The sequence below is a fragment of the Paenochrobactrum sp. BZR 201-1 genome (assembly GCF_044987585.2).
Taxonomy (GTDB): Bacteria; Pseudomonadota; Alphaproteobacteria; order Rhizobiales; family Rhizobiaceae; genus Paenochrobactrum; species Paenochrobactrum pullorum.
Genome location: NZ_JBJDRZ020000021.1, coordinates 19,095 through 37,738, shown reverse-complemented (window position 1 = coordinate 37,738; position 18,644 = coordinate 19,095). Strand labels below are relative to the sequence as shown.

Here is an 18,644-nt window from a genome sequence, read left to right as displayed (position 1 = left end):
CCGTCCGGTTATCTTTAAAAGACAACCGGACGGGTGATTTTACGTTTATTTGTCCAGTTTAATCTTGGTCACACCAAAAATAGAATTGGTGCGGCGCGGCTCAAAACCGGTTACATTCTTCTGGAATGCAGCATAATTGTTTGACGTATAGAGCCAGATCCATGGCGAAACTTCCGCAATATGCTTCTCAAATTCCGAGAAGATTTCTTTGCGTTTTTCCAGATTGGTCTCTGCACGCCCTTCTTGCAGCCAACTGTCCAGCTTATCATCAGAGAACTGTGCAACCTTTTGCAGGTTACCATTTTTCGTCCAATAACGGTTATACATAGTGTAAGGATCTGCACTGCCAGCGTTGAGCGCGACCGCCATGTCAAAATCACCTTTCAACCAGGTATCGACATAGACGTTAAGTTCCATCATTCGGATATCAAGCTTGATACCGATTTCAGCAAGCTGCGACTGGATAACCTGTGCTTCGGATGCTGCAGTCGGTGGCTCACCGGTTGCAGCAATAACCGTTGCAGAGAAACCATCTTTAAAGCCGGCATCAGCCATCAGTTTCTTGGCTTTTTCCAGATCTTTTTCATAGCAGAAAAGGGTCGACGGATCATTGGCAAAAGCCGGTGAAGTTAATGGACCAGTGACAGCGCCTTCACCAAGAGACGCTGTTTCCAAGACATCTTGACGATCAATAGCACAGGAAATCGCCTGACGGACAGCCAGTTCGTTCATCGGTGCACGCGATGGATTGAGCTGCAAAACATGATATGCAAGACTTGGCGTACGATCGAGCGTCACATTGGCTTCACGATCAACCATGGTGGCGACCATTGGATCGTTCAGCACGGCAAAATCAATTTGCTTGGCGCGCAAAGCTGCCAGAATTGCTGTCTCATCCGGCAGAACGCTGATGTCGATACCATCGATTTCAACTTTGCCGCCAGCCCAATCCGGGTTGGTTTTCAAAACTTCCTTGGAGTTCGGGTTCCAGCTTTCCAGAATGAAAGGGCCTGAACCAACCGTTTTGGTACCAATAGTACCGGCTGCAATTTCACTTGCTGGCAAAATAGCCGCATTAATTGAAGTCATTGCAGTTAGCAGCGGAATATCAGCCTGTTTCAGCTTGAAAATAACTGTTGCATCATCCGGTGTTTCGATTGTTTCAATAGACTGGAAGTTGGCGCGCGCTGCTGCACCGGTTGCTTCATCCAGAATACGCTCGAAAGAAGCTTTCACATCCGCAGAGGTGACATTTTCACCATTCTGGAATTTTGAATCTTTATTGAGCTTGAAGGTCAGTACCTTACCATCATCGGAGAATTCCCAGCTTTCTGCAATGGCAGGTGCTGCCAAAAGCTGTGCGTCGGAGCGAACAAGCGGCTCATAAACCAGCTCCAGCAAACGCTGCGACGAGAATGCCGTCTGCTTGTGCGGATCAAGGCCGGTGGCATCCTGCGACCAAGCCATGCGCAAAGTTTGCGCCATTGCATCACCGGCCATCACCGGCGAATACATTGCCAAAGCTGCAACGCAGCCCAGCAGTTTGATTTTAAATGACGTTTTCATTCATGCTCCCCTTAACGATCCCTAAATCCATCGCGGAATTGTGCTTAGTCTCAAACTGATTTTACATGTATTGCCGGTCTTAAAAAGCCGTTCGCTTCATGCAGTGCGCGTCGTGCTTCTTCAACCCCTGTCTCATTCATTACAACAAGAATCGCAAGCTTGACATCATTGTTTGTCAGACGAAGCGCTTCCTCGGCAGTGCGCTCGTCACAACCACTAGCCTGCATAACAATACGAACGGCACGGGCAACCAGTTTTTCGTTGGTTGCAGACACATCAACCATCAGATTTTGATAGCTTTTTCCGATCCTGATCATGCTCGCAGTGGTCAGCATGTTAAGCACCAGCTTCTGAGCTGTACCGGATTTCAATCGCGTTGAACCAGTGAGAACTTCCGGCCCTACAACCGGCGAAATCGCAATATCGGCAAGCGCTGCAATGGTGGATTGCGGGTTGCATGAAAGCGCAACTGTTACCGCACCCAATGATTTGGCATAATTTAATGCACCAATCACATAAGGCGTACGCCCGCTGACAGCGATGCCGACAACCACATCATACGCACTCAATTGAATATTGCGCAAATCCGCCTCACCTTGTGAAGCATCATCTTCCGCGCCTTCAATTGCGCGCAACAAGGCCTCGTTTCCACCGGCAATCAGGCCAACAACCATGCTTTCCGGCACCCCGAATGTGGGAGGACATTCGGAGGCATCCAAAACACCTAAACGGCCGCTTGTACCGGCACCAATATAGATGAGACGTGCGTTTTTGCGAAAAGCTGCAACGATGGCATCAACGGCTTGCGCCACTTCCGGCAGCACTTTTTCCACCGCCAGCGGCACGATCTTGTCATCATCGTTGATTTTGCGAACAACGGCGAGACTGTCGAGCAAATCAATATCCATTGTCCGCGGGTTGCGCCCTTCGGAAACCAGCCCGTCCAGCTCTGACAATAATTCTCGCTTCAACATGCGGATCGCCTTAAAAATCGCATCTAGAGCATGTCTCCCAAAAGTGGGCCCCGGTTTTGGGACAAAGACATGCGTAAAAACAAACCGCTAGAGCGAGCACAGTGGATACGGTTAAGTACGACACGCTCTAGAATTCACCTGTCCGGCCAGCCATCAGAGCGAGGACACAAATGCAACGCATCCCTCGCCAAATGCCTGACTTCATACAAAATCTAAGTTTAAATATTCCATATGTCAATAAATTATTGGAATTTATTATTCCAATTCACAGTATGTCAGGAATTACTGATTTTTCGCCTCTCCTTCACGCCTGGCTAAAATGATCGCACCTGAAACCGCATCGCCATCAGCAGGCTTCAAACGGCGGCGCACATCAGGCGCGAGCCATGCCAAAAGCGGCGTGGCAAGCCCGCCAAGCAACGAGACGCGCGGCGCGCCACGCTCAAATAGAGCACGCACCAATGCATCCACATGACCGGCAGCCCCTTGCACAATCCGGCGTGCGGCAGCGTCCCCTTGATCTGCATGACGCATCACCATCGGCGCAAGTGTCGCATATTCAGTGGCAGCGGCCTGATCCATCCACGCCACAACTTCCATCGGATCATTGCTAAAACGTTGCATCACCTCCGATAGCAGCGCTGTTTTTTCTAAACGTCCATCATGCGCACGCAATGCATGCTGGATGGTTTTCAGCCCCAAATAAGCACCACTCCCCTCATCGGAAACTGGAAACCCATATCCGCCAACGCGCAAATCTTCGCCTTCAACAAAACCAAGCCCCACCGAGCCTGTGCCCGCAATCACAATGGCTCCATCACGGCCGGAATGCGCACCCAAACACGCCCCCTTGCCATCATTGACAAAAGCAATTGACGCAAATTGATGCGGAATGGCCTGCAAAGCCTGTAACGCGCCCTTGCGACCAAGACCGGCAAGCGCAATACCGACATGAATTTGGCTATATTCTTGAGCAGTTAATCCGGCTTCCTCAATCGCCGCTTCGCTGGCGCGCATGACTGAACCCCATGCCGCTTCTATGCCAAGACGCGTTGTGGCTGGGCCCGATAGACCCTGTCCTAAAACATGACCTAGCGCATCCTCAATCCGCGCACGGCAACCGGTTCCGCCACCATCAACACCAAGAAAATAGGCTGAAATTTGTGACATGATGACACTTACCCTTTCAGCCGTTCAATATCAGCACCGCATTGGCGCAGCTTTCGATCAAGCTGCTCATAGCCACGATCAAGATGATAAACGCGATTAACAATGGTTTCGCCCTCAGCCACAAGAGCGGCCAAAATCAGCGAAACAGAAGCACGCAGATCTGTCGCCATTACCTCTGTGCCGTAGAGCTTCCCGCCGCCACGCACCAAGGCCGACGTACCTTTAAGCGTAATATCAGCACCCAATCGGCAAAGCTCCGGCACATGCATGAAACGGCTTTCAAACACTGTTTCACGGATCAGTGACGCACCATTGGCACAAGTTGCCAGCGCCATAATCTGCGCCTGCAAATCAGTCGGAAAGCCCGGATAAGGTTCTGTTGTCAGATCAACCGGTTTCAATGCGTCGTCACGAGAAATGACAATGCCGCGATCACTCGGCCAGACATTGACACCCATCATTTCCAAAACCTGCACAGCTGATGCCAGATGATCAAGCCTCGCATTGGTGAGTTCCAACTGGCCACCGGTAATGGCTGCCGCCACCGCGTAAGTCCCCGCCTCAATCCGGTCAGGGATACTGTGATGACTGGCTTCACGCCAGGATGTCTCGCCATTAATCAAAATGCGATGCGTCCCAGCCCCCTCAATTTGCGCCCCCATTGCTGTCAGACATGCTGCCAGATCAGCGAGTTCAGGCTCGCGCGCCGCATTGAAAATTTCTGTCTCGCCGTTTGCATAGGTTGCAGCCATCATCGCCGTAGCGGTTGCTCCTACCGATGGTGCCCCTAAAACAATGCGCGCACCACGAAGGTTGCTCTTCAAAGATGCCGCAATCACACCGCGGTCAATTTCCACATGCGCGCCCAATGCCTGCAGCGCTTTGACATGCAAATCTACTGGTCTTGCACCAATGGCACAACCACCCGGCATCGAAACCCTCGCTTGTCCGTTGCGCACCAAAAGGGGCGCGAGCACCAGCACAGTCGCGCGCATTTTACGCACAGTTTCATAAGTTGTATCAACCGCAAGCAACTCGTGAGCTTCAATTGTCGTACCCTGCGCCGTGTGATTGATTACTGCCCCTTGCGCTTCCACCACACTCAACATGGCTTGAACATCGGTTACAACCGGCAGATTTGTCAGTTCCAGCGGAAACGGGCTCAATAGCGAAGCTGCGATTTGCGGCAGTGCCGAATTTTTTGCACCCGCTATGCTGACAGCACCTTGAAGGCGTTTTCCGCCGACTATTCGTAATTTATCCATGGAACAAACTGCCTTGTTGCTATAATGGGCTGCTATGATGGACTTGCATTGACTATGAATTCAGCAGTACCATGTGTCAATTGATTTGGAATAATATATTCCTCACCCCATCCTATTGTGAACAGCAATTAAAAAAAACATAGGATAGCGGCAATAATAGAATAGATTTGGGAGATCACCAGTGTCGGTATTACAGATGATCAGTGTCAGATTAACAGACATGGCACCTGCCGACCAGCAGATCGGTGAGTTTATTCTCGAGCGACCAGAGCAAGTCGCCAAGCTATCTTCTGCCGCATTGGCTCAAGAAACAGGGCGTAGCCAATCAAGCGTAGTCAAATTCAGCCAAAAGCTGGGCTTTGCCGGATATCAGGAACTAAAACGCGCAGTTATTGAAGCCAAAGCGCAAGAATGGCGCGTGCCTGCCGGTGTTATTCACGGTTCCATTGAAAAAGACGATGGCTATCTGACCATTTTGCAAAAACTGATCGGCAGCAAGCTGCAATCCATGCAGCAGACCGTTGCGGTCAATAATGAGGATGATATCGGCAAAGCACTATCAGCCCTTGATGCAGCTCGTCGCATTCATCTGGCAGGCGTTGGGGCATCATCACTTGTTGCGCGCGATTTTTCCTATAAAATGATGAAGCTCGGCCGCAATGTCTTGCACAATGACGACAGCCACATTCAAATGGCCAATGCTTCCACGTTGAGCAGTCATGATGTGTTGGTTGCTTTTTCGCAGTCGGGTGCCAGTATTGAAACATTGCGCATTGCAGAAGCCGCAAAAGAACGCGGAGCAATGGTAATTTCCGTTACCGGTTTGAAAGAAAACAAGCTGGCTTCCAATGCCGATATCAATCTGTATACGGTTGCGGATGAAGAAAAAGTCCGCTCATCCTCGATCACATCGCGCGATGCACAGCTTATTCTGACCGACCTGCTTTTCATCTTGCTAATTCAAAAACAAAGTGACGCTTATGATTATATCCGCAACAGTGAACAGGCCGTCACCACGCTTAAAAATGGTTAAATGCTTTTAAAGCTGATCAGATAAGCAACGGCTTCACCCGTAATCTGGAGGTTACTTGTTTCTTCCACATCGAAACGCGCACAATCTCTGGCAAACAGTTTTTCTTCATGTTGCGCGTTTTGAATACGTACCAATCCGCTCGCAACAAACAACAGGCTCTGCCCTTTAATTTGTAAATGAACTGGCGAACCATCCAGCACAATGCGGGTCACTGTGTGAGCATAAACCCCGCGTCGCGTCATCATATTCAAGTCCGTGATTTTTCCGTCAATCAGACAGGCACTGGTGGGTGCATCACCCGCAAAGCTATAAGGCTCACTTGCTTGCGTGAGTTTCGTCTCCACACCGTCAACGGACAAGACAATACCGTTCCCGTCCAGCACTGCAAGCGTCCGGTCGATATCAGCAAAAACTGAGAAAGCACCGTCTTCAGCCACCTTTGCGGTAGAAATGCGCCAATCGAAATTATCAACTGTTGCATCCGCCGGATGAATGGCAATTTCAACCGTCACACCACCACCGTTTTTCCACGGCATTTGTTTGTGATCATCGCTGCGCAAAATTTTCATCGGTATTGCCTCTTATAATAAATCTCCCGCAAGTGCGATACTTGCGGGAGAAAAGACAAGTTAATTGCCAAGAATTGCAGGCAAGCGCAGCCCCTGCTCTTTTGCCCAATCCAGCGCTATATCATAACCTGCATCGGCATGGCGCATTACACCGGTTGCCGGATCATTCCAAAGAACACGGCCAATGCGCTCGTCCGCATCTACCGAACCGTCACAACAAATCACCATGCCGGAATGCTGGCTGAAACCCATGCCGACACCACCGCCATGATGAAGCGAAACCCATGTTGCACCCGATGCCGTGTTGAGCAGCGCGTTAAGCAACGGCCAGTCGGAAACTGCATCCGAACCATCTCTCATAGATTCTGTTTCACGGTTTGGCGAGGCAACCGAACCACTATCCAGATGATCGCGACCGATCACAATCGGTGCTTTTAATTCGCCATTACGCACCATCTCGTTGAAGGCAAGACCGAGGCGATGGCGATCACCCAAACCAACCCAGCAAATGCGCGCCGGAAGCCCCTGAAACTCAATGCGTTCTTTCGCCATATCCAGCCAGTTATGCAGATGCTTATTATCCGGCAGCAGTTCTTTAACCTTGGCATCGGTCTTGGCAATATCCTCCGGATCGCCGGAAAGCGCTGCCCAACGGAAAGGCCCGACACCACGGCAAAACAATGGGCGGATATAGGCTGGCACAAAGCCCGGGAATGCAAAAGCATCTTCCAAACCTTCTTCCAGCGCCATCTGACGGATATTATTACCGTAATCAACTGTTGGAATACCGGCATTCCAGAAGTCGAGCATGGCCTGAACCTGCACTTTCATCGAAGCGCGGGCAGCTTTTGCAACACCTTTCGGATCGCTTTCCTGTTTCGCGCGCCACTCAGCAACGCTCCAGCCAATCGGCAAATAGCCGTGTACCGGATCATGCGCCGAGGTCTGGTCGGTAACAATATCAGGACGTACACCACGCTTGACGAGTTCAGGATAGATTTCTGCCGCATTCCCGATCAGCGCAATGGATTTAGCTTCTCCCGCCTTGGTCCATTCGTCAATTCTTGCCAATGCTTCATCAAGGCTATGGGTCTTTTCATCGACATAACGGGTGCGAAGACGGAAATCCGCGCGGGTTTCATCGCATTCAACAGCCAAACAACAAGCACCTGCCATCACGGCTGCAAGAGGCTGTGCACCACCCATGCCACCAAGACCACCAGTTAAAATCCATTTGCCTTTGAGGTTGCCACCATAATGCTGGCGACCGGCCTCGACAAAGGTTTCGTAAGTGCCCTGCACAATCCCTTGCGCGCCGATATAGATCCACGAACCGGCAGTCATCTGGCCATACATGGCAAGACCTTTTTTATCCAATTCGTTAAAATGATCCCATGTCGCCCAATGCGGCACCAGATTGGAGTTGGCAATCAACACACGCGGCGCATCTTTGTGAGTACGGAAAACACCAACCGGTTTACCCGATTGTACCAGCAGGGTTTCATTGTCTTCCAGCGTTTTCAGTGTAGCAACAATCTTGTCAAAATCATCCCATGTACGGGCGGCGCGGCCAATGCCGCCATAAACCACCAGCTCATGCGGACGCTCGGCAACATCCGGATCAAGATTGTTCATCAGCATACGCAATGGCGCTTCAGTGAGCCAACTTTTAGCATTGAGTTCAGTGCCGCGCGGTGCGCGGACATCGCGCTCATTATGACGTGGATTGGACATGGTTTCCCCTTTTCGATCTTTATAATTTGGCTGCCGCAGCTTCGATGCGCTGCAAGATAGTTTTCAAATGAACGCGCAAGCGCTCTGCCTTTGCTTCATCATAGGCAAAGGGCAAGTTTTCAGAGACTAAATGCGTCTTTTGCGCCAATTCCATCTGGATGGCATGCACGCGATTTTCCGGCTTGCCGTAATGGCGCGTCGTCCAGCCGCCTTTAAAGCGACCATTTAAAATCGAAGTATAACCTTGCGCTTTGCTGACCACATCAACCGCAATGGCTTCGATTTCCGGTGCACAGGTTTTGCCCATATCGGTACCGATATTGAAATCCGGCAAAATACCCTCAAACAAAAACGGAATATGAGAGCGGATGGAATGGCAATCGTAAAGAATTGCGATGCCGTGGATCTTTTTAACCCGCTCGATTTCAGCAGCCAGTGCATCATGATAAGGCTTGTGAAAACGGTTCAAACAATCTTCAATATCATCTGAAGTTGGCTCTTCGCCTTCTTTCCAAATGGCCAGTCCGTCAAAATCCGTGGTCGGAATAAGTGTCGTCGTGTTTTGCCCCGGATAAAGGCTGACACCTTTTGGGTCGCGATTGGCATCGATGCAATAGCGATGAAAGGTGGCCCTTATCACTGTAGCATCTTCCAACAGTCCACCATAAAGATGATGAATATGCCAGTCTGTATCGGCCAGATTACGACCATTTACATTGAGTCTTGCTTTAATATCATCCGGCATATCTGTGCCGGTATGGGGCAGAGCGATGATCACCGGCGATGAGCCAGATTTCAGTTCAAAGGCTTGCATTTAAGCCTCCAAACTTGGCAAAATGCCGTTGCTGATGCTGATATTGAATGAACCGTCAGCAATGACCATGCTGGCTGCTTCAAGGTCATTGGCCATGTAACGGTCAATCTCCAAGGTCAGCACTTTTGCACGCAGTGCTGCAATGGCCTTCTTCAGTTCCGGACTGGTTTCAAGTGGCTCACGCAACTCCACACCGAGAGCACCAGTAAGTGCCTCGATACCGATAATCGCATTAAGATTATCAGTCATTTGCAACAAACGCCGCGCACCATGACACGCCATCGAGACGTGATCTTCTTGGTTGGCGGAGGTTGGTGTTGAATCCACCGATGCCGGATGCGACATTTGTTTGTTTTCGCTCATCAAGGCGGCAGAGGTCACTTCCGCAATCATTAGGCCAGAATTAAGACCCGGTTTTTTGGCCAAAAATGCTGGCAAGCCGAACGAGAGCGCTGGATCCACCAAAAGCGCAATGCGGCGTTGTGCAATGGCACCGATTTCGCAAATAGCAAGAGCGATCTGATCGGCAGCGAAAGCCACAGGTTCAGCATGGAAATTGCCACCGGAAATCACACTATCATCGGAGAGTACAAGCGGATTATCGGTCACCGCATTGGCTTCAATTTCAAGACTGCGGGCAGCCTGGCGCAAAATATCCAGACATGCACCATCCACCTGCGGCTGACAGCGGATGCAATAAGGATCTTGCACGCGCTGATCGCCCTCTAGATGGCTGTCACGAATAACAGAGCCGTCAAGCAGCTTACGCAGAGCAGATGCTGTATCAATCTGTCCCTGATGACCGCGCAATGAATGAATATCCGGATGGAATGGTGCGGTCGACCCCATGGCAGCATCGGTGGAAAGTGCACCGGTAATCAATGCTGCTTGCAAAGCGCGATGTGCACGGAACAATCCCGCAAGCGCCAGCGCCGTTGAGGTTTGTGTGCCGTTAATCAAGGCCAGACCTTCTTTGGCCGCCAGCACCACTGGTGTCAGTCCTGCTTTTTTCAAAGCATCTGCGCCTGAAAGACGCGCACCTTGATAAAAAGCCTCACCTTCGCCGATCATCACCGCTGCCAAATGGGCAAGAGGTGCCAAGTCACCGGAAGCGCCAACCGAACCCTTGGCAGGGATCATTGGTGTCACGCCTTTTTCCAGCATGCCTTCAATCAGATTAATGAGTTCAAGGCGTACACCAGACGCACCACGGCCGAGCGAAATCAGCTTGAGTGCCATAATGAGACGTACGATTTCTTCGCTCAAAGGCTCGCCCACGCCGCAGCAATGCGACAGGATCAGGTTACGCTGTAGGGTTGCAACATCTTCCGGCGCAATACGAATGGAAGCCAGCTTACCAAAACCGGTATTAATGCCATAAACTGGAGCATCACCAGCTGCAATTTCCGCAATACGATTGGCAGCTTTTTTAATCGCGCCATAAAAAGATGTATCAATACGCACACTCAGTTTTTCGCGATAGATTTTCTCAAGAATTCCAAGAGAAACACTGCCGGGCTTTAGAACGAGAGTCATCTGTTGCTCCATCGGGGACAAAGCCCACGGGTTATGAAAAAATTAAATCTGGCCTTTGAAAATCCGCTTCCACAGCGGATTGAAACCAATGCGATAAACAAGCTCTGCCGGACGTTCGACATCCCAAATGGCAATGTCTGCATCTTTGCCAATTTCCAACGTGCCGGTTTGCTTTAAAATTCCAAGCGCCCGCGCCGCTTCGCGGGTCACACCGGCGATGCATTCATCAACCGTCATACGAAACAATGTGGCGCCCATATTCATGGTCAAAAGCAGCGATGTTAATGGTGATGTGCCCGGATTATTATCAGTGGCGAGTGCCATTTTCGTGCCCGCGGCACGGAAAAGCTCAACGGGAGGTTTTTGCGTTTCACGAATGAAATAATAAGCACCTGGTAGCAAAACTGCGACAGTGCCAGCCTTTGCCATCGCCTTGGCACCTTCTTCATCGGTATATTCCAGATGATCGGCAGACAGTGCCTGATAAGAAGCAGCCAATGCAGCGCCATGCAAATTGGAGAGCTGATCGGCATGAAGTTTGACCGGCAAGTCATAGCTTTTAGCGGCATCAAAAACGCGCGCCATCTCATCCGGTAAAAAAGCAATACCCTCACAAAAACCATCAACTGCATCAGCCAAATTTTCTGCCGCAATACGGGGAAGCATTACATCAATAATTTTATCAAGATAGGCTTGCTTGTCGCCATTCATCTCAGGCGGCAGTGCATGAGCGCCAAGGAAAGTGGTGCGTACCGCAACATCACGTATTTCGCCAAGTTGGCGTGCGACACGCAAGGCTTTTATTTCATTTTCAGTGTCCAGCCCATAGCCGGATTTAATCTCGATTGTCGTCACACCTTCGGCAATCAAAGCATCAAGGCGTGGCAATGTCTCATGGATCAGATCAACTTCGCTCGCCGCTCGCATATTTTTAACAGAAGAAATAATACCACCGCCCGCATGCGCCACTTCTTCATAAGTTGCGCCATTCAAGCGCAGTTCAAATTCATGCGCACGATTGCCCGCATGAACCAGATGGGTGTGGCAATCGATCAAGCCCGGCGTGATCAATCGGCCCTGACAATCAATTGTTTCAAAATCAGTATATTGGTTGCCGAGTTCTGTTCGCGCTCCGGCATAGGAAATTTTGCCGTCTTTTACGGCAAGAGCTGCATCTTCCACCAGACCCAAACCGCCCGCATTTTCTGCAAGCGTAATCATACGCGCATTGGTTAAAACGAAGTTGGATTTTTCTGCCATCAGCATTTTCACTCTTCCCCTGTTTGCATATAATGTATATACATAATAATCGAGCCGCCAAGAGGAAAAATGCTTCAAAATGCATTTTGTTGAAAAACAAACGGGAAAACCAAGCGGCAAGAGGAGTTAAGATTTATGGCGGCAGCGCAAAAAAACACGCAAATAATCCATGCCAAACAAGCGCTTTTACCGAACGGCTGGGCAGAAGATGTGCGCATCACCATTGTCGACAGAAAAATTAACGCGCTTGAAAAGAGCGTTGCCGCTAGAGCCGATGACGAGTGCCATGATGTAATTTTGAGCGGTATGCCGAATATTCACAGCCATGCTTTTCAATATGGCATGGCAGGACTTGCTGAAAAACGCGGCAGCTCCGCTGACAGTTTTTGGAGCTGGCGGGACATCATGTATAAGTTCGCTCTCACCATGTCGCCCGATCAGGCGCGATCAGTTGCTGTGCGGCTTTACATCGACATGCTTGAAGCTGGGTTTACCCGTGTTGGCGAGTTTCATTACCTCCACCACAACCGCGACGGCAGCCCTTATGATAACATCGCTGAAATGGCCGATCAGATTATCGATGCTGCAAAAACTTCCGGCATCGGGCTGACTTTACTGCCGGTGTTTTATGCTCATTCCGGTTTTGGCGGAAGCGCTCCCAATGAAGGCCAGCGCCGCTTCATCAACAATGAGGCAAGCTTTGGCAAACTTATTGAAGGTTGTCAGAAAGCATTATCCGGTTTCGATGGTGCGGTTTTAGGCGTTGCTCCTCATAGTTTGCGTGCTGTCACGCCTGACGAATTAAGTTTTGCCGCGCAATTATTACCGGACACACCGGTGCATATTCACATCGCCGAGCAAGTTAAAGAAGTTGAAGATTGCATTATGTGGTCTGGTCAACGCCCCGTTGAATGGCTGTTGGAAAATCAAAATTTTTCCTCGCGTTGGTGCCTTATTCACGCAACGCATATGACAAATGCCGAGACAACAGCAGTTGCAAAATCAGGCGCAATTGCAGGACTTTGCCCTGTGACAGAAGCTAATCTGGGTGACGGAACTTTCAACGCCACATGTTTTCATGAGCATCAAGGTCAATTCGGCATTGGCTCCGATTCCAATGTGCTGATTGGTATTGGTGATGAATTGCGCCAATATGAGTATTCGCAACGTTTGCAACATCGCGCCCGCAATGTGCTGGCACACAATGAAGGCTCTACCGGCAGAGCCATGTTTGATGGCGCGGTTAAAGGCGGTAACATCTCAATGGGACGCGCAGAAGATGGCCTCAAAGCCGGTGCGTCCGCCGATTTTATCTCCCTTGATACAGCGCGCCTTCCTGACACCAAAGGCGACACCATTCTTGATGCATGGATTTTTGCAAATCGTGCAAAAGTGTCAGATGTCTGGGTACACGGTATCAAACAAGTCGAAAATGGCCGCCATGCTAAACGCGACGAAGCTGAGCGTGCATTCCAGCAGACAATTCGTGAATTGCTGAACTAAGTTCAGGAGTTGACTTGCGGGAAGGAACCGAGATTAGAGGTGAACACACCTGTAATCTCGTGTCCGAGACCGGGATAGATAATATCCACATCGGTAATCAATTCCGAGCGATGCCAAGTGCGCCGGTTCAATTTCAAACAAGCTGCATTGGTCTCAATACCAAGAATGCCCGCCAATGTTGTGTCTGCATTGATCGCGCGAATGGTGTGCTTGGCCTCATTCCACGGGATATGGCCAAGCAGCCATGTTCCAGGCGGCGTTTCTTCAAAAAACTCAACCTCTACTTCCGGTACTTTGGTCAAAGAAATAATACGATCTTCATAAGCTTCCGGCTTTTCATTGACGATATGAAGGCACAAAACGCGCAAAACCATATGATCGGCTTTTAACTGCAATTCTTTGGCTTTTGCAGGTGCTATGCGCTCTTCTCTGCGTAGCAAAATTTCATGCCGATATTGCTGGCCCGTTTCCTGCGCCTCTTTGGCAAAGTCGCGGATTTGCATAAACATCACGCTATCGGCTTGCGGCGCAGAAACAAAAGATCCAGCTTTGCGGCGACGATTAATCAATCCACGTTCAGCGAGGCGCGATAAAACACGATTAACCGTCATGCGGGAGCATTGATATTGCTCCATGAAATCGCTTTCACTTGGAATTTTGTCACCCGGCGCCCAATGTCCGTTGATGATATTATCTTCGATATCTTTTTGAATTTGCTCAGAAAGACTGACCGGAGCATTATTTTCTTGGTTCAAACAGCACCCTTGTCACTTTCAGCAAAATACTGACTTCCCATACAAAATAAAATCACCTTGCATTATGTCGCATAAAAAGATGATCATTTCCTTTTTGTATAGACTTTTATGATTGATGCAAGAGACATCGGATATAGAAAAAGCGGCCCGTAAAGACCGCTTTCAACTTAAAGACCATTATTTGGCGTCAAGGCGATTATATTTTTTCATCACCTCGACCAAACGATCATGCGGGATCGCGAAAGACACATTGTCATCGCGTCCTTTCATCGTTTCCGCTGCAATCATAGCATTCACAATTGCTTCTTCGGTTGCCAAAGCAGCTGCCTGAATAAGCGGATCCATCTTGTTGTTTGATACCATCTCAAGCTTGGTATTTTCTTCACGGCTATAAGCTTGCGGGTTACCGGTTGAGAAGCTGATGAAAATATCACCACTGCCATTGCCGCCGAAACCACCAACACGGCCGATACCAATCGGCACACGACGCGCCAGACGCTTCAACTGCTGTGGCAACAATGGCGCATCCGTTGCAACCACGACAATAATCGAGCCTGCCTCTTCACGCGTCCATGATGTATCCGGCATCATATCGGTGATTTCCTGACCAACCGGAACACCTGCGATCAACAAATCTTTGCGCGAACCAAAATTGCCCTGCACCAGCACGCCAACCGTATAACCGCCCTGCTCATCACTTAATTTACGTGATGATGTACCGGTACCACCTTTAAAATTAAATAGGTTCATACCAGTACCGCCACCGACATTGCCTTCTGCAATCTTGCCGCCGATCGCATTATCGAGAGCTGCATAAACATGTTCTTTTTTGACATGCATGCCGTTAATATCGTTAAGAATTCCATCCCAAGTTTCGGCAACGACCGGCAACAACCAATAGAGATCTCTGAAATGCGGCCCTGTCAGATCGTTGTCCGCAAGCCATGAGACGACAGAATCGCGCACAACACCGACACTATGCGTATTGGTGATGGTAATCGGGCCTTCAAGAAAACCACTTTCCTCCACCCATGTTGTACCGGTCATTTCGCCATTACCGTTGAGCGAATACCACCCGGAAAAAACCGGATTGAAGCTTTTACCACGCGGTAAAATCGCGGTCACACCGGTACGAACAGGCCCTTTGCCAACCTCAATTTTGCCTTCACCTTCAATAATTGTGGAATAACCAACGGTTACGCCTTCTACATCAGTAATTGCATTATTAGGGCCTGTTTCACCTGTAAACGGTATGCCTAAATCACGTGCACGCGGTTTTTCTTGTGCGACGGCAGCAGAAAAAGTACTCACCAAAATAGCTCCATAGACTGCACTTAAAAGTGCAGACTTCATCTTGAACATGGTAACTCCTCCCATTGATGGCTGCACTTTAAAATGAATATTATGATCAGCAGCCACTGCTATTTAGACACTACTGTTGAGTCTGCACAATTGCTTAAATTATAAAAATTAAACCTGTCGCTTCAATGCGTTTACTGCGCATTTGAAACGACAGACCGTAAGCTAAGAATAAGAATAAGAATAAGAATAAGAATAAGAATATTTGCAGCTAACAAGACAATACAAATAATTATGCTCGCCTCAATTCATAGATTAGTTATTTTGCTCAGCCTCAGGCAGGACGACATTAACAGCATCATTTTTTTCGTTTTCAACCGCACCTTGTATCATTTCATCCGTAACACGTAACTCCGCACCAACGGGTGAATAAGGTGTTGCCGGTGCAAAAGGTGCCGCTGGCGTAGACTCCGGACGCGCACCACGTCGCCACATAAAGAAGCCAACCATCAAAAGATTGAGAAGACTTAACGACCAGAAGAGCCCAAGCGGCCCCATCAGTGCCATTACCGGAGAAATAATCACAGGACTGATTGCCGAGCCGACTGAATTGATCAATAACAAACCTTGGATCATACGCACCAATGCGTCAGATGAAGTACTGTCGGCCGCAAAACTAACGGCAACCGGATAGATGGCAAAAATAGCGCCACCCAGCAGAAAGAACACCACGATCAATAATGGCGAAGTCTGGGGCAATGCAATCACCAGCGCTGAAAGCACCACACAGGCAATGCTCAGCGTTATCAGCACAATGCGGCGATCCTGCCTGTCAGACCTGCGACCGACCGGATATTGCAAAACCATTGCACCAAAAATGACGCTCGCCATCATTGTACCCACTTCACTGATGTCACGCCCAGTACGCTGCAAGTAAAGTGGCAGCAATGAATATACCGCAGCAATGGCAATACCCGAACCAAAGCAACCAATCACGCCACTGGGCGTCATACGTAGCAAATCAAAGGGATTGAGTGCCTCGACACGCTCAACAACCGGCGTTACTTTCGGCAAGATCACAATCGGCAAAACGGAAAGTGACGCAAGAATGGCTGCCGCCATAAAGGGAATAACCGCCCCCATAGCATCGACAGTTCCAAGCGCGATCTGACCAAGCATACCAGAGCCATATAAAGCGATCATGTAGAGCGCGAGAATACGCCCGCGAATTTTTTGATCAGCCGCCAATAATAGCCAACTTTCAATGACTAGAAAAATACCAATCGCCGCCCAGCCATAAAGAAAACGCAAGCTCAACCAAAACCAGACATCGAAATACATGCCTTGCAACAAAACAGTTACGGTAATTAGAGAGGCAAAGCTGCTATAAGCACGAATATGGCCAATACGCGCAATCAATCGATCATGGAAAATAGCGCCGACTGTCAGACCAATAAAATAAGAGGACGAAACGAAGCCAATCATCGTCTCCGATACGCCTGCACTATCCAGACGCAAGGTTGTCAGTGAGGACAAAAAACCATTGCCAATGCTGACAATGAACAAGCCTAAGACGGGAGCGAGTATCATCGCAATCACTTGCGCAGACATTTAAACCTCTAAACAGGCATTATGCCTGAAAAATGAACGCTATATTACATGGCAATTGATACAGATCATGTGATAAATCAAGTCACAAACTTTGTGTATGCATATAAAACATTATTGCCTTAGAAACCGAGTTATATCTGCCTGATGAGCGAATTAAGAACTTTCTGCACCAGATTGTTTTTTGGAAGCGGTGAGACAAAAATACCGCATTTTTTTCAACATGCGGTATCCCTGAAACTTGATCGGCAAAAATGACTTAGCTTTGCGAGCCATTGCCCCCGGCAGCAAGATAGCGTTCGGCCAACCGTGCCCAAAGAGCTGCACCAATAGTCAGATTTTCGTCGTTAAAATTATATTTCGGATTATGTAAAACCGCAGAATTCAAACCATTGCCAAGGCGAAAAAAGCTACCCGGTTTATGTTGCAGAAAGTAAGCAAAATCCTCACTGCCCGGAAGAAGAGGACAGGTAGAAACATTACTCTCCCCAATCAATTCACTCGCAACTTCAGTGGCAAATATCGTTTCGTCATCGGAATTGACCACCACCGGATAGCCTAACTGATATTTAATTTCCGCACTCGCACCATAGGCCGCAACATGCTGTTCGGTCAGTTCGCAAACACGCTTTTGCAATAATTCCCTGATGTCGGGCGAGAAAGAACGGATACTGATTGCCATATCCACATGTTCTGAAATAACATTGGAAGCTTCGCCGCCATGAATACTGCCAACCGTAATCACCGCCGTTTCCGTCGGATCGATATTGCGGGAAACAACGGTTTGCAAAGCCATAACCAGACTGGAAGCGACCATAATCGGATCAACTGTCAGATGTGGGCGCGAAGCATGGCCACCTTTGCCAATCACACGGATCAGCGCTGTATCTGAAGCGGCCATAATAGGCCCTGAACGCGTCAACACAGTTCCTTCCGGAATGCCCGGATGGTTGTGAAGTCCGAAAATTGCATCCACCGGAAAGCGCTCGAACAAACCATCGGCAATCATCGCTTGCGCGCCGCTCCCCTCACCGGCTTCTTCTGCCGGTTGGAAAATCAAAGTCACCGTGCCTATGAAATTCTTGGTGCGCGCCAGATATTGTGCCGCGCCCAGCAACATGGTTGTATGGCCATCATGGCCGCAAGCATGCATCTTGCCATCAATCTGGCTTGCATAGGCAAGACCGGTTTTTTCTTGAATCGGCAAAGCATCCATGTCGGCACGGATAGCAATATTGCGTCCGCCGGTACCGACGGTTAAGCAACCGACAACACCGTGTCCGCCAATATTTCGGGTAACTTCATAGCCCCAGCTTTCCAGTTTATCAGCCACATAAGCCGCAGTTTTCTCTTCTTCAAAAGAAAGCTCCGGATTGGCATGCAAATGATGGCGAATATCTTCTAACGCTGTCCGTTGTGGTTCCAAATCAGTGATGCGGGCAAAATTATCTGGCTGGGTCATGCTCTCCACCCCGTCATGATGAAACGGGGACTCCTGTCACGTTATAAATATTTTACATTTAACAGGACTACACAATTATATCAGCTTTTCAATCTT

At 49.2% G+C, this 18,644-nt stretch carries 15 protein-coding genes; 2 read left to right on the top strand and 13 right to left on the bottom strand.

Translation table 11 applies throughout. The annotated features are described in order from the left end of the window. Window positions 1-45: 45 nt before the first annotated feature. From ACI0FR_RS12590 to murA, 4 genes are all read right to left on the bottom strand, one after another. The gene (locus tag ACI0FR_RS12590) at window positions 46-1,566 is read right to left on the bottom strand and encodes an ABC transporter substrate-binding protein (RefSeq protein WP_404908034.1); all 1,521 of its coding nucleotides are present in this window, start codon (window positions 1,564-1,566) and stop codon (window positions 46-48) included. 50 nt (window positions 1,567-1,616) lie between these two features. Then, window positions 1,617-2,540 carry an N-acetylmuramic acid 6-phosphate etherase gene (gene murQ / locus ACI0FR_RS12585; RefSeq protein WP_404908037.1) on the bottom strand — a complete coding sequence of 308 codons (924 nt, stop codon included), beginning with the start codon at window positions 2,538-2,540 and terminating at the stop codon, window positions 1,617-1,619. Between the two features lie 282 nt (window positions 2,541-2,822). Then, on the bottom strand, window positions 2,823-3,710 hold the full coding sequence (locus tag ACI0FR_RS12580) for a glucosamine kinase nucleotide-binding domain-containing protein (protein WP_404908039.1): 888 nt from the start codon (window positions 3,708-3,710) through the stop codon (window positions 2,823-2,825). Between the two features lie 8 nt (window positions 3,711-3,718). Then, window positions 3,719-4,975 (bottom strand): UDP-N-acetylglucosamine 1-carboxyvinyltransferase, encoded by a 1,257-nt coding sequence (gene murA / locus ACI0FR_RS12575; RefSeq protein ID WP_404908041.1) that lies wholly within the window; start codon window positions 4,973-4,975, stop codon window positions 3,719-3,721. A 181-nt stretch (window positions 4,976-5,156) separates the two neighbouring features. On the opposite strand from murA, the gene ACI0FR_RS12570 reads away from it, so the two are divergent. Then, complete coding sequence (locus ACI0FR_RS12570; RefSeq protein ID WP_404908044.1) at window positions 5,157-6,008, top strand: MurR/RpiR family transcriptional regulator; 852 nt, start codon at window positions 5,157-5,159, stop codon at window positions 6,006-6,008. Here ACI0FR_RS12570 and ACI0FR_RS12565 read toward each other — a convergent pair. The 5 genes from ACI0FR_RS12565 to hutI are packed head-to-tail and all read right to left on the bottom strand — an operon-like array spanning window position 6,005 to window position 11,921. Further along, window positions 6,005-6,577 (bottom strand): HutD/Ves family protein, encoded by a 573-nt coding sequence (locus ACI0FR_RS12565; protein WP_404908047.1) that lies wholly within the window; start codon window positions 6,575-6,577, stop codon window positions 6,005-6,007. The two genes, ACI0FR_RS12570 and ACI0FR_RS12565, sit on opposite strands and share 4 nt — an antisense overlap. A 60-nt stretch (window positions 6,578-6,637) precedes the next feature. Continuing rightward, on the bottom strand, window positions 6,638-8,311 hold the full coding sequence (gene hutU, locus ACI0FR_RS12560) for a urocanate hydratase (protein WP_404908049.1): 1,674 nt from the start codon (window positions 8,309-8,311) through the stop codon (window positions 6,638-6,640). Between the two features lie 19 nt (window positions 8,312-8,330). Next, a complete protein-coding gene (hutG, locus tag ACI0FR_RS12555) occupies window positions 8,331-9,125 on the bottom strand; it encodes an N-formylglutamate deformylase (RefSeq protein WP_404908052.1) in 795 nt (264 codons plus the stop codon). Next, window positions 9,126-10,661 (bottom strand): histidine ammonia-lyase, encoded by a 1,536-nt coding sequence (gene hutH, locus ACI0FR_RS12550; RefSeq protein ID WP_404908054.1) that lies wholly within the window; start codon window positions 10,659-10,661, stop codon window positions 9,126-9,128. 42 nt (window positions 10,662-10,703) lie between these two features. Further along, window positions 10,704-11,921: an imidazolonepropionase gene (gene hutI, locus ACI0FR_RS12545; RefSeq protein WP_404908056.1), complete on the bottom strand. Its 1,218-nt coding sequence runs from the start codon at window positions 11,919-11,921 to the stop codon at window positions 10,704-10,706. Between the two features lie 135 nt (window positions 11,922-12,056). On the opposite strand from hutI, the gene ACI0FR_RS12540 reads away from it, so the two are divergent. Beyond that, the gene (locus ACI0FR_RS12540) at window positions 12,057-13,424 is read left to right on the top strand and encodes a formimidoylglutamate deiminase (protein ID WP_404908058.1); all 1,368 of its coding nucleotides are present in this window, start codon (window positions 12,057-12,059) and stop codon (window positions 13,422-13,424) included. 2 nt (window positions 13,425-13,426) lie between these two features. On the opposite strand, the gene ACI0FR_RS12535 is transcribed toward ACI0FR_RS12540, so the two are convergent. From ACI0FR_RS12535 to ACI0FR_RS12520, 4 genes are all read right to left on the bottom strand, one after another. Beyond that, a complete protein-coding gene (locus ACI0FR_RS12535) occupies window positions 13,427-14,179 on the bottom strand; it encodes a UTRA domain-containing protein (RefSeq protein WP_404908061.1) in 753 nt (250 codons plus the stop codon). A gap of 177 nt (window positions 14,180-14,356) precedes the next feature. Further along, the gene (locus tag ACI0FR_RS12530; protein WP_374833037.1) at window positions 14,357-15,541 is read right to left on the bottom strand and encodes a DmpA family aminopeptidase; all 1,185 of its coding nucleotides are present in this window, start codon (window positions 15,539-15,541) and stop codon (window positions 14,357-14,359) included. A 252-nt stretch (window positions 15,542-15,793) separates the two neighbouring features. Further along, a complete protein-coding gene (locus tag ACI0FR_RS12525; protein WP_404908064.1) occupies window positions 15,794-17,089 on the bottom strand; it encodes an MFS transporter in 1,296 nt (431 codons plus the stop codon). A gap of 256 nt (window positions 17,090-17,345) precedes the next feature. Continuing rightward, on the bottom strand, window positions 17,346-18,548 hold the full coding sequence (locus tag ACI0FR_RS12520; RefSeq protein WP_404908066.1) for a M20 aminoacylase family protein: 1,203 nt from the start codon (window positions 18,546-18,548) through the stop codon (window positions 17,346-17,348). Between the last annotated feature and the right edge of the window lie 96 nt (window positions 18,549-18,644).

What these genes read in the sequence shown, in the direction of transcription:
- ACI0FR_RS12590 (WP_404908034.1), bottom strand. Translation starts at nt 1,566, where the DNA reads ATGAAAACGTCATTTAAAATCAAACTGCTGGGCTGCGTTGCAGCTTTG.
- murQ (WP_404908037.1), bottom strand. Translation starts at nt 2,540, where the DNA reads ATGTTGAAGCGAGAATTATTGTCAGAGCTGGACGGGCTGGTTTCCGAA.
- ACI0FR_RS12580 (WP_404908039.1), bottom strand. Translation starts at nt 3,710, where the DNA reads ATGTCACAAATTTCAGCCTATTTTCTTGGTGTTGATGGTGGCGGAACC.
- murA (WP_404908041.1), bottom strand. Translation starts at nt 4,975, where the DNA reads ATGGATAAATTACGAATAGTCGGCGGAAAACGCCTTCAAGGTGCTGTC.
- ACI0FR_RS12565 (WP_404908047.1), bottom strand. Translation starts at nt 6,577, where the DNA reads ATGAAAATTTTGCGCAGCGATGATCACAAACAAATGCCGTGGAAAAAC.
- hutU (WP_404908049.1), bottom strand. Translation starts at nt 8,311, where the DNA reads ATGTCCAATCCACGTCATAATGAGCGCGATGTCCGCGCACCGCGCGGC.
- hutG (WP_404908052.1), bottom strand. Translation starts at nt 9,125, where the DNA reads ATGCAAGCCTTTGAACTGAAATCTGGCTCATCGCCGGTGATCATCGCT.
- hutH (WP_404908054.1), bottom strand. Translation starts at nt 10,661, where the DNA reads ATGACTCTCGTTCTAAAGCCCGGCAGTGTTTCTCTTGGAATTCTTGAG.
- hutI (WP_404908056.1), bottom strand. Translation starts at nt 11,921, where the DNA reads ATGGCAGAAAAATCCAACTTCGTTTTAACCAATGCGCGTATGATTACG.
- ACI0FR_RS12540 (WP_404908058.1), top strand. Translation starts at nt 12,057, where the DNA reads ATGGCGGCAGCGCAAAAAAACACGCAAATAATCCATGCCAAACAAGCG.
- ACI0FR_RS12530 (WP_374833037.1), bottom strand. Translation starts at nt 15,541, where the DNA reads ATGTTCAAGATGAAGTCTGCACTTTTAAGTGCAGTCTATGGAGCTATT.
- ACI0FR_RS12525 (WP_404908064.1), bottom strand. Translation starts at nt 17,089, where the DNA reads ATGTCTGCGCAAGTGATTGCGATGATACTCGCTCCCGTCTTAGGCTTG.
- ACI0FR_RS12520 (WP_404908066.1), bottom strand. Translation starts at nt 18,548, where the DNA reads ATGACCCAGCCAGATAATTTTGCCCGCATCACTGATTTGGAACCACAA.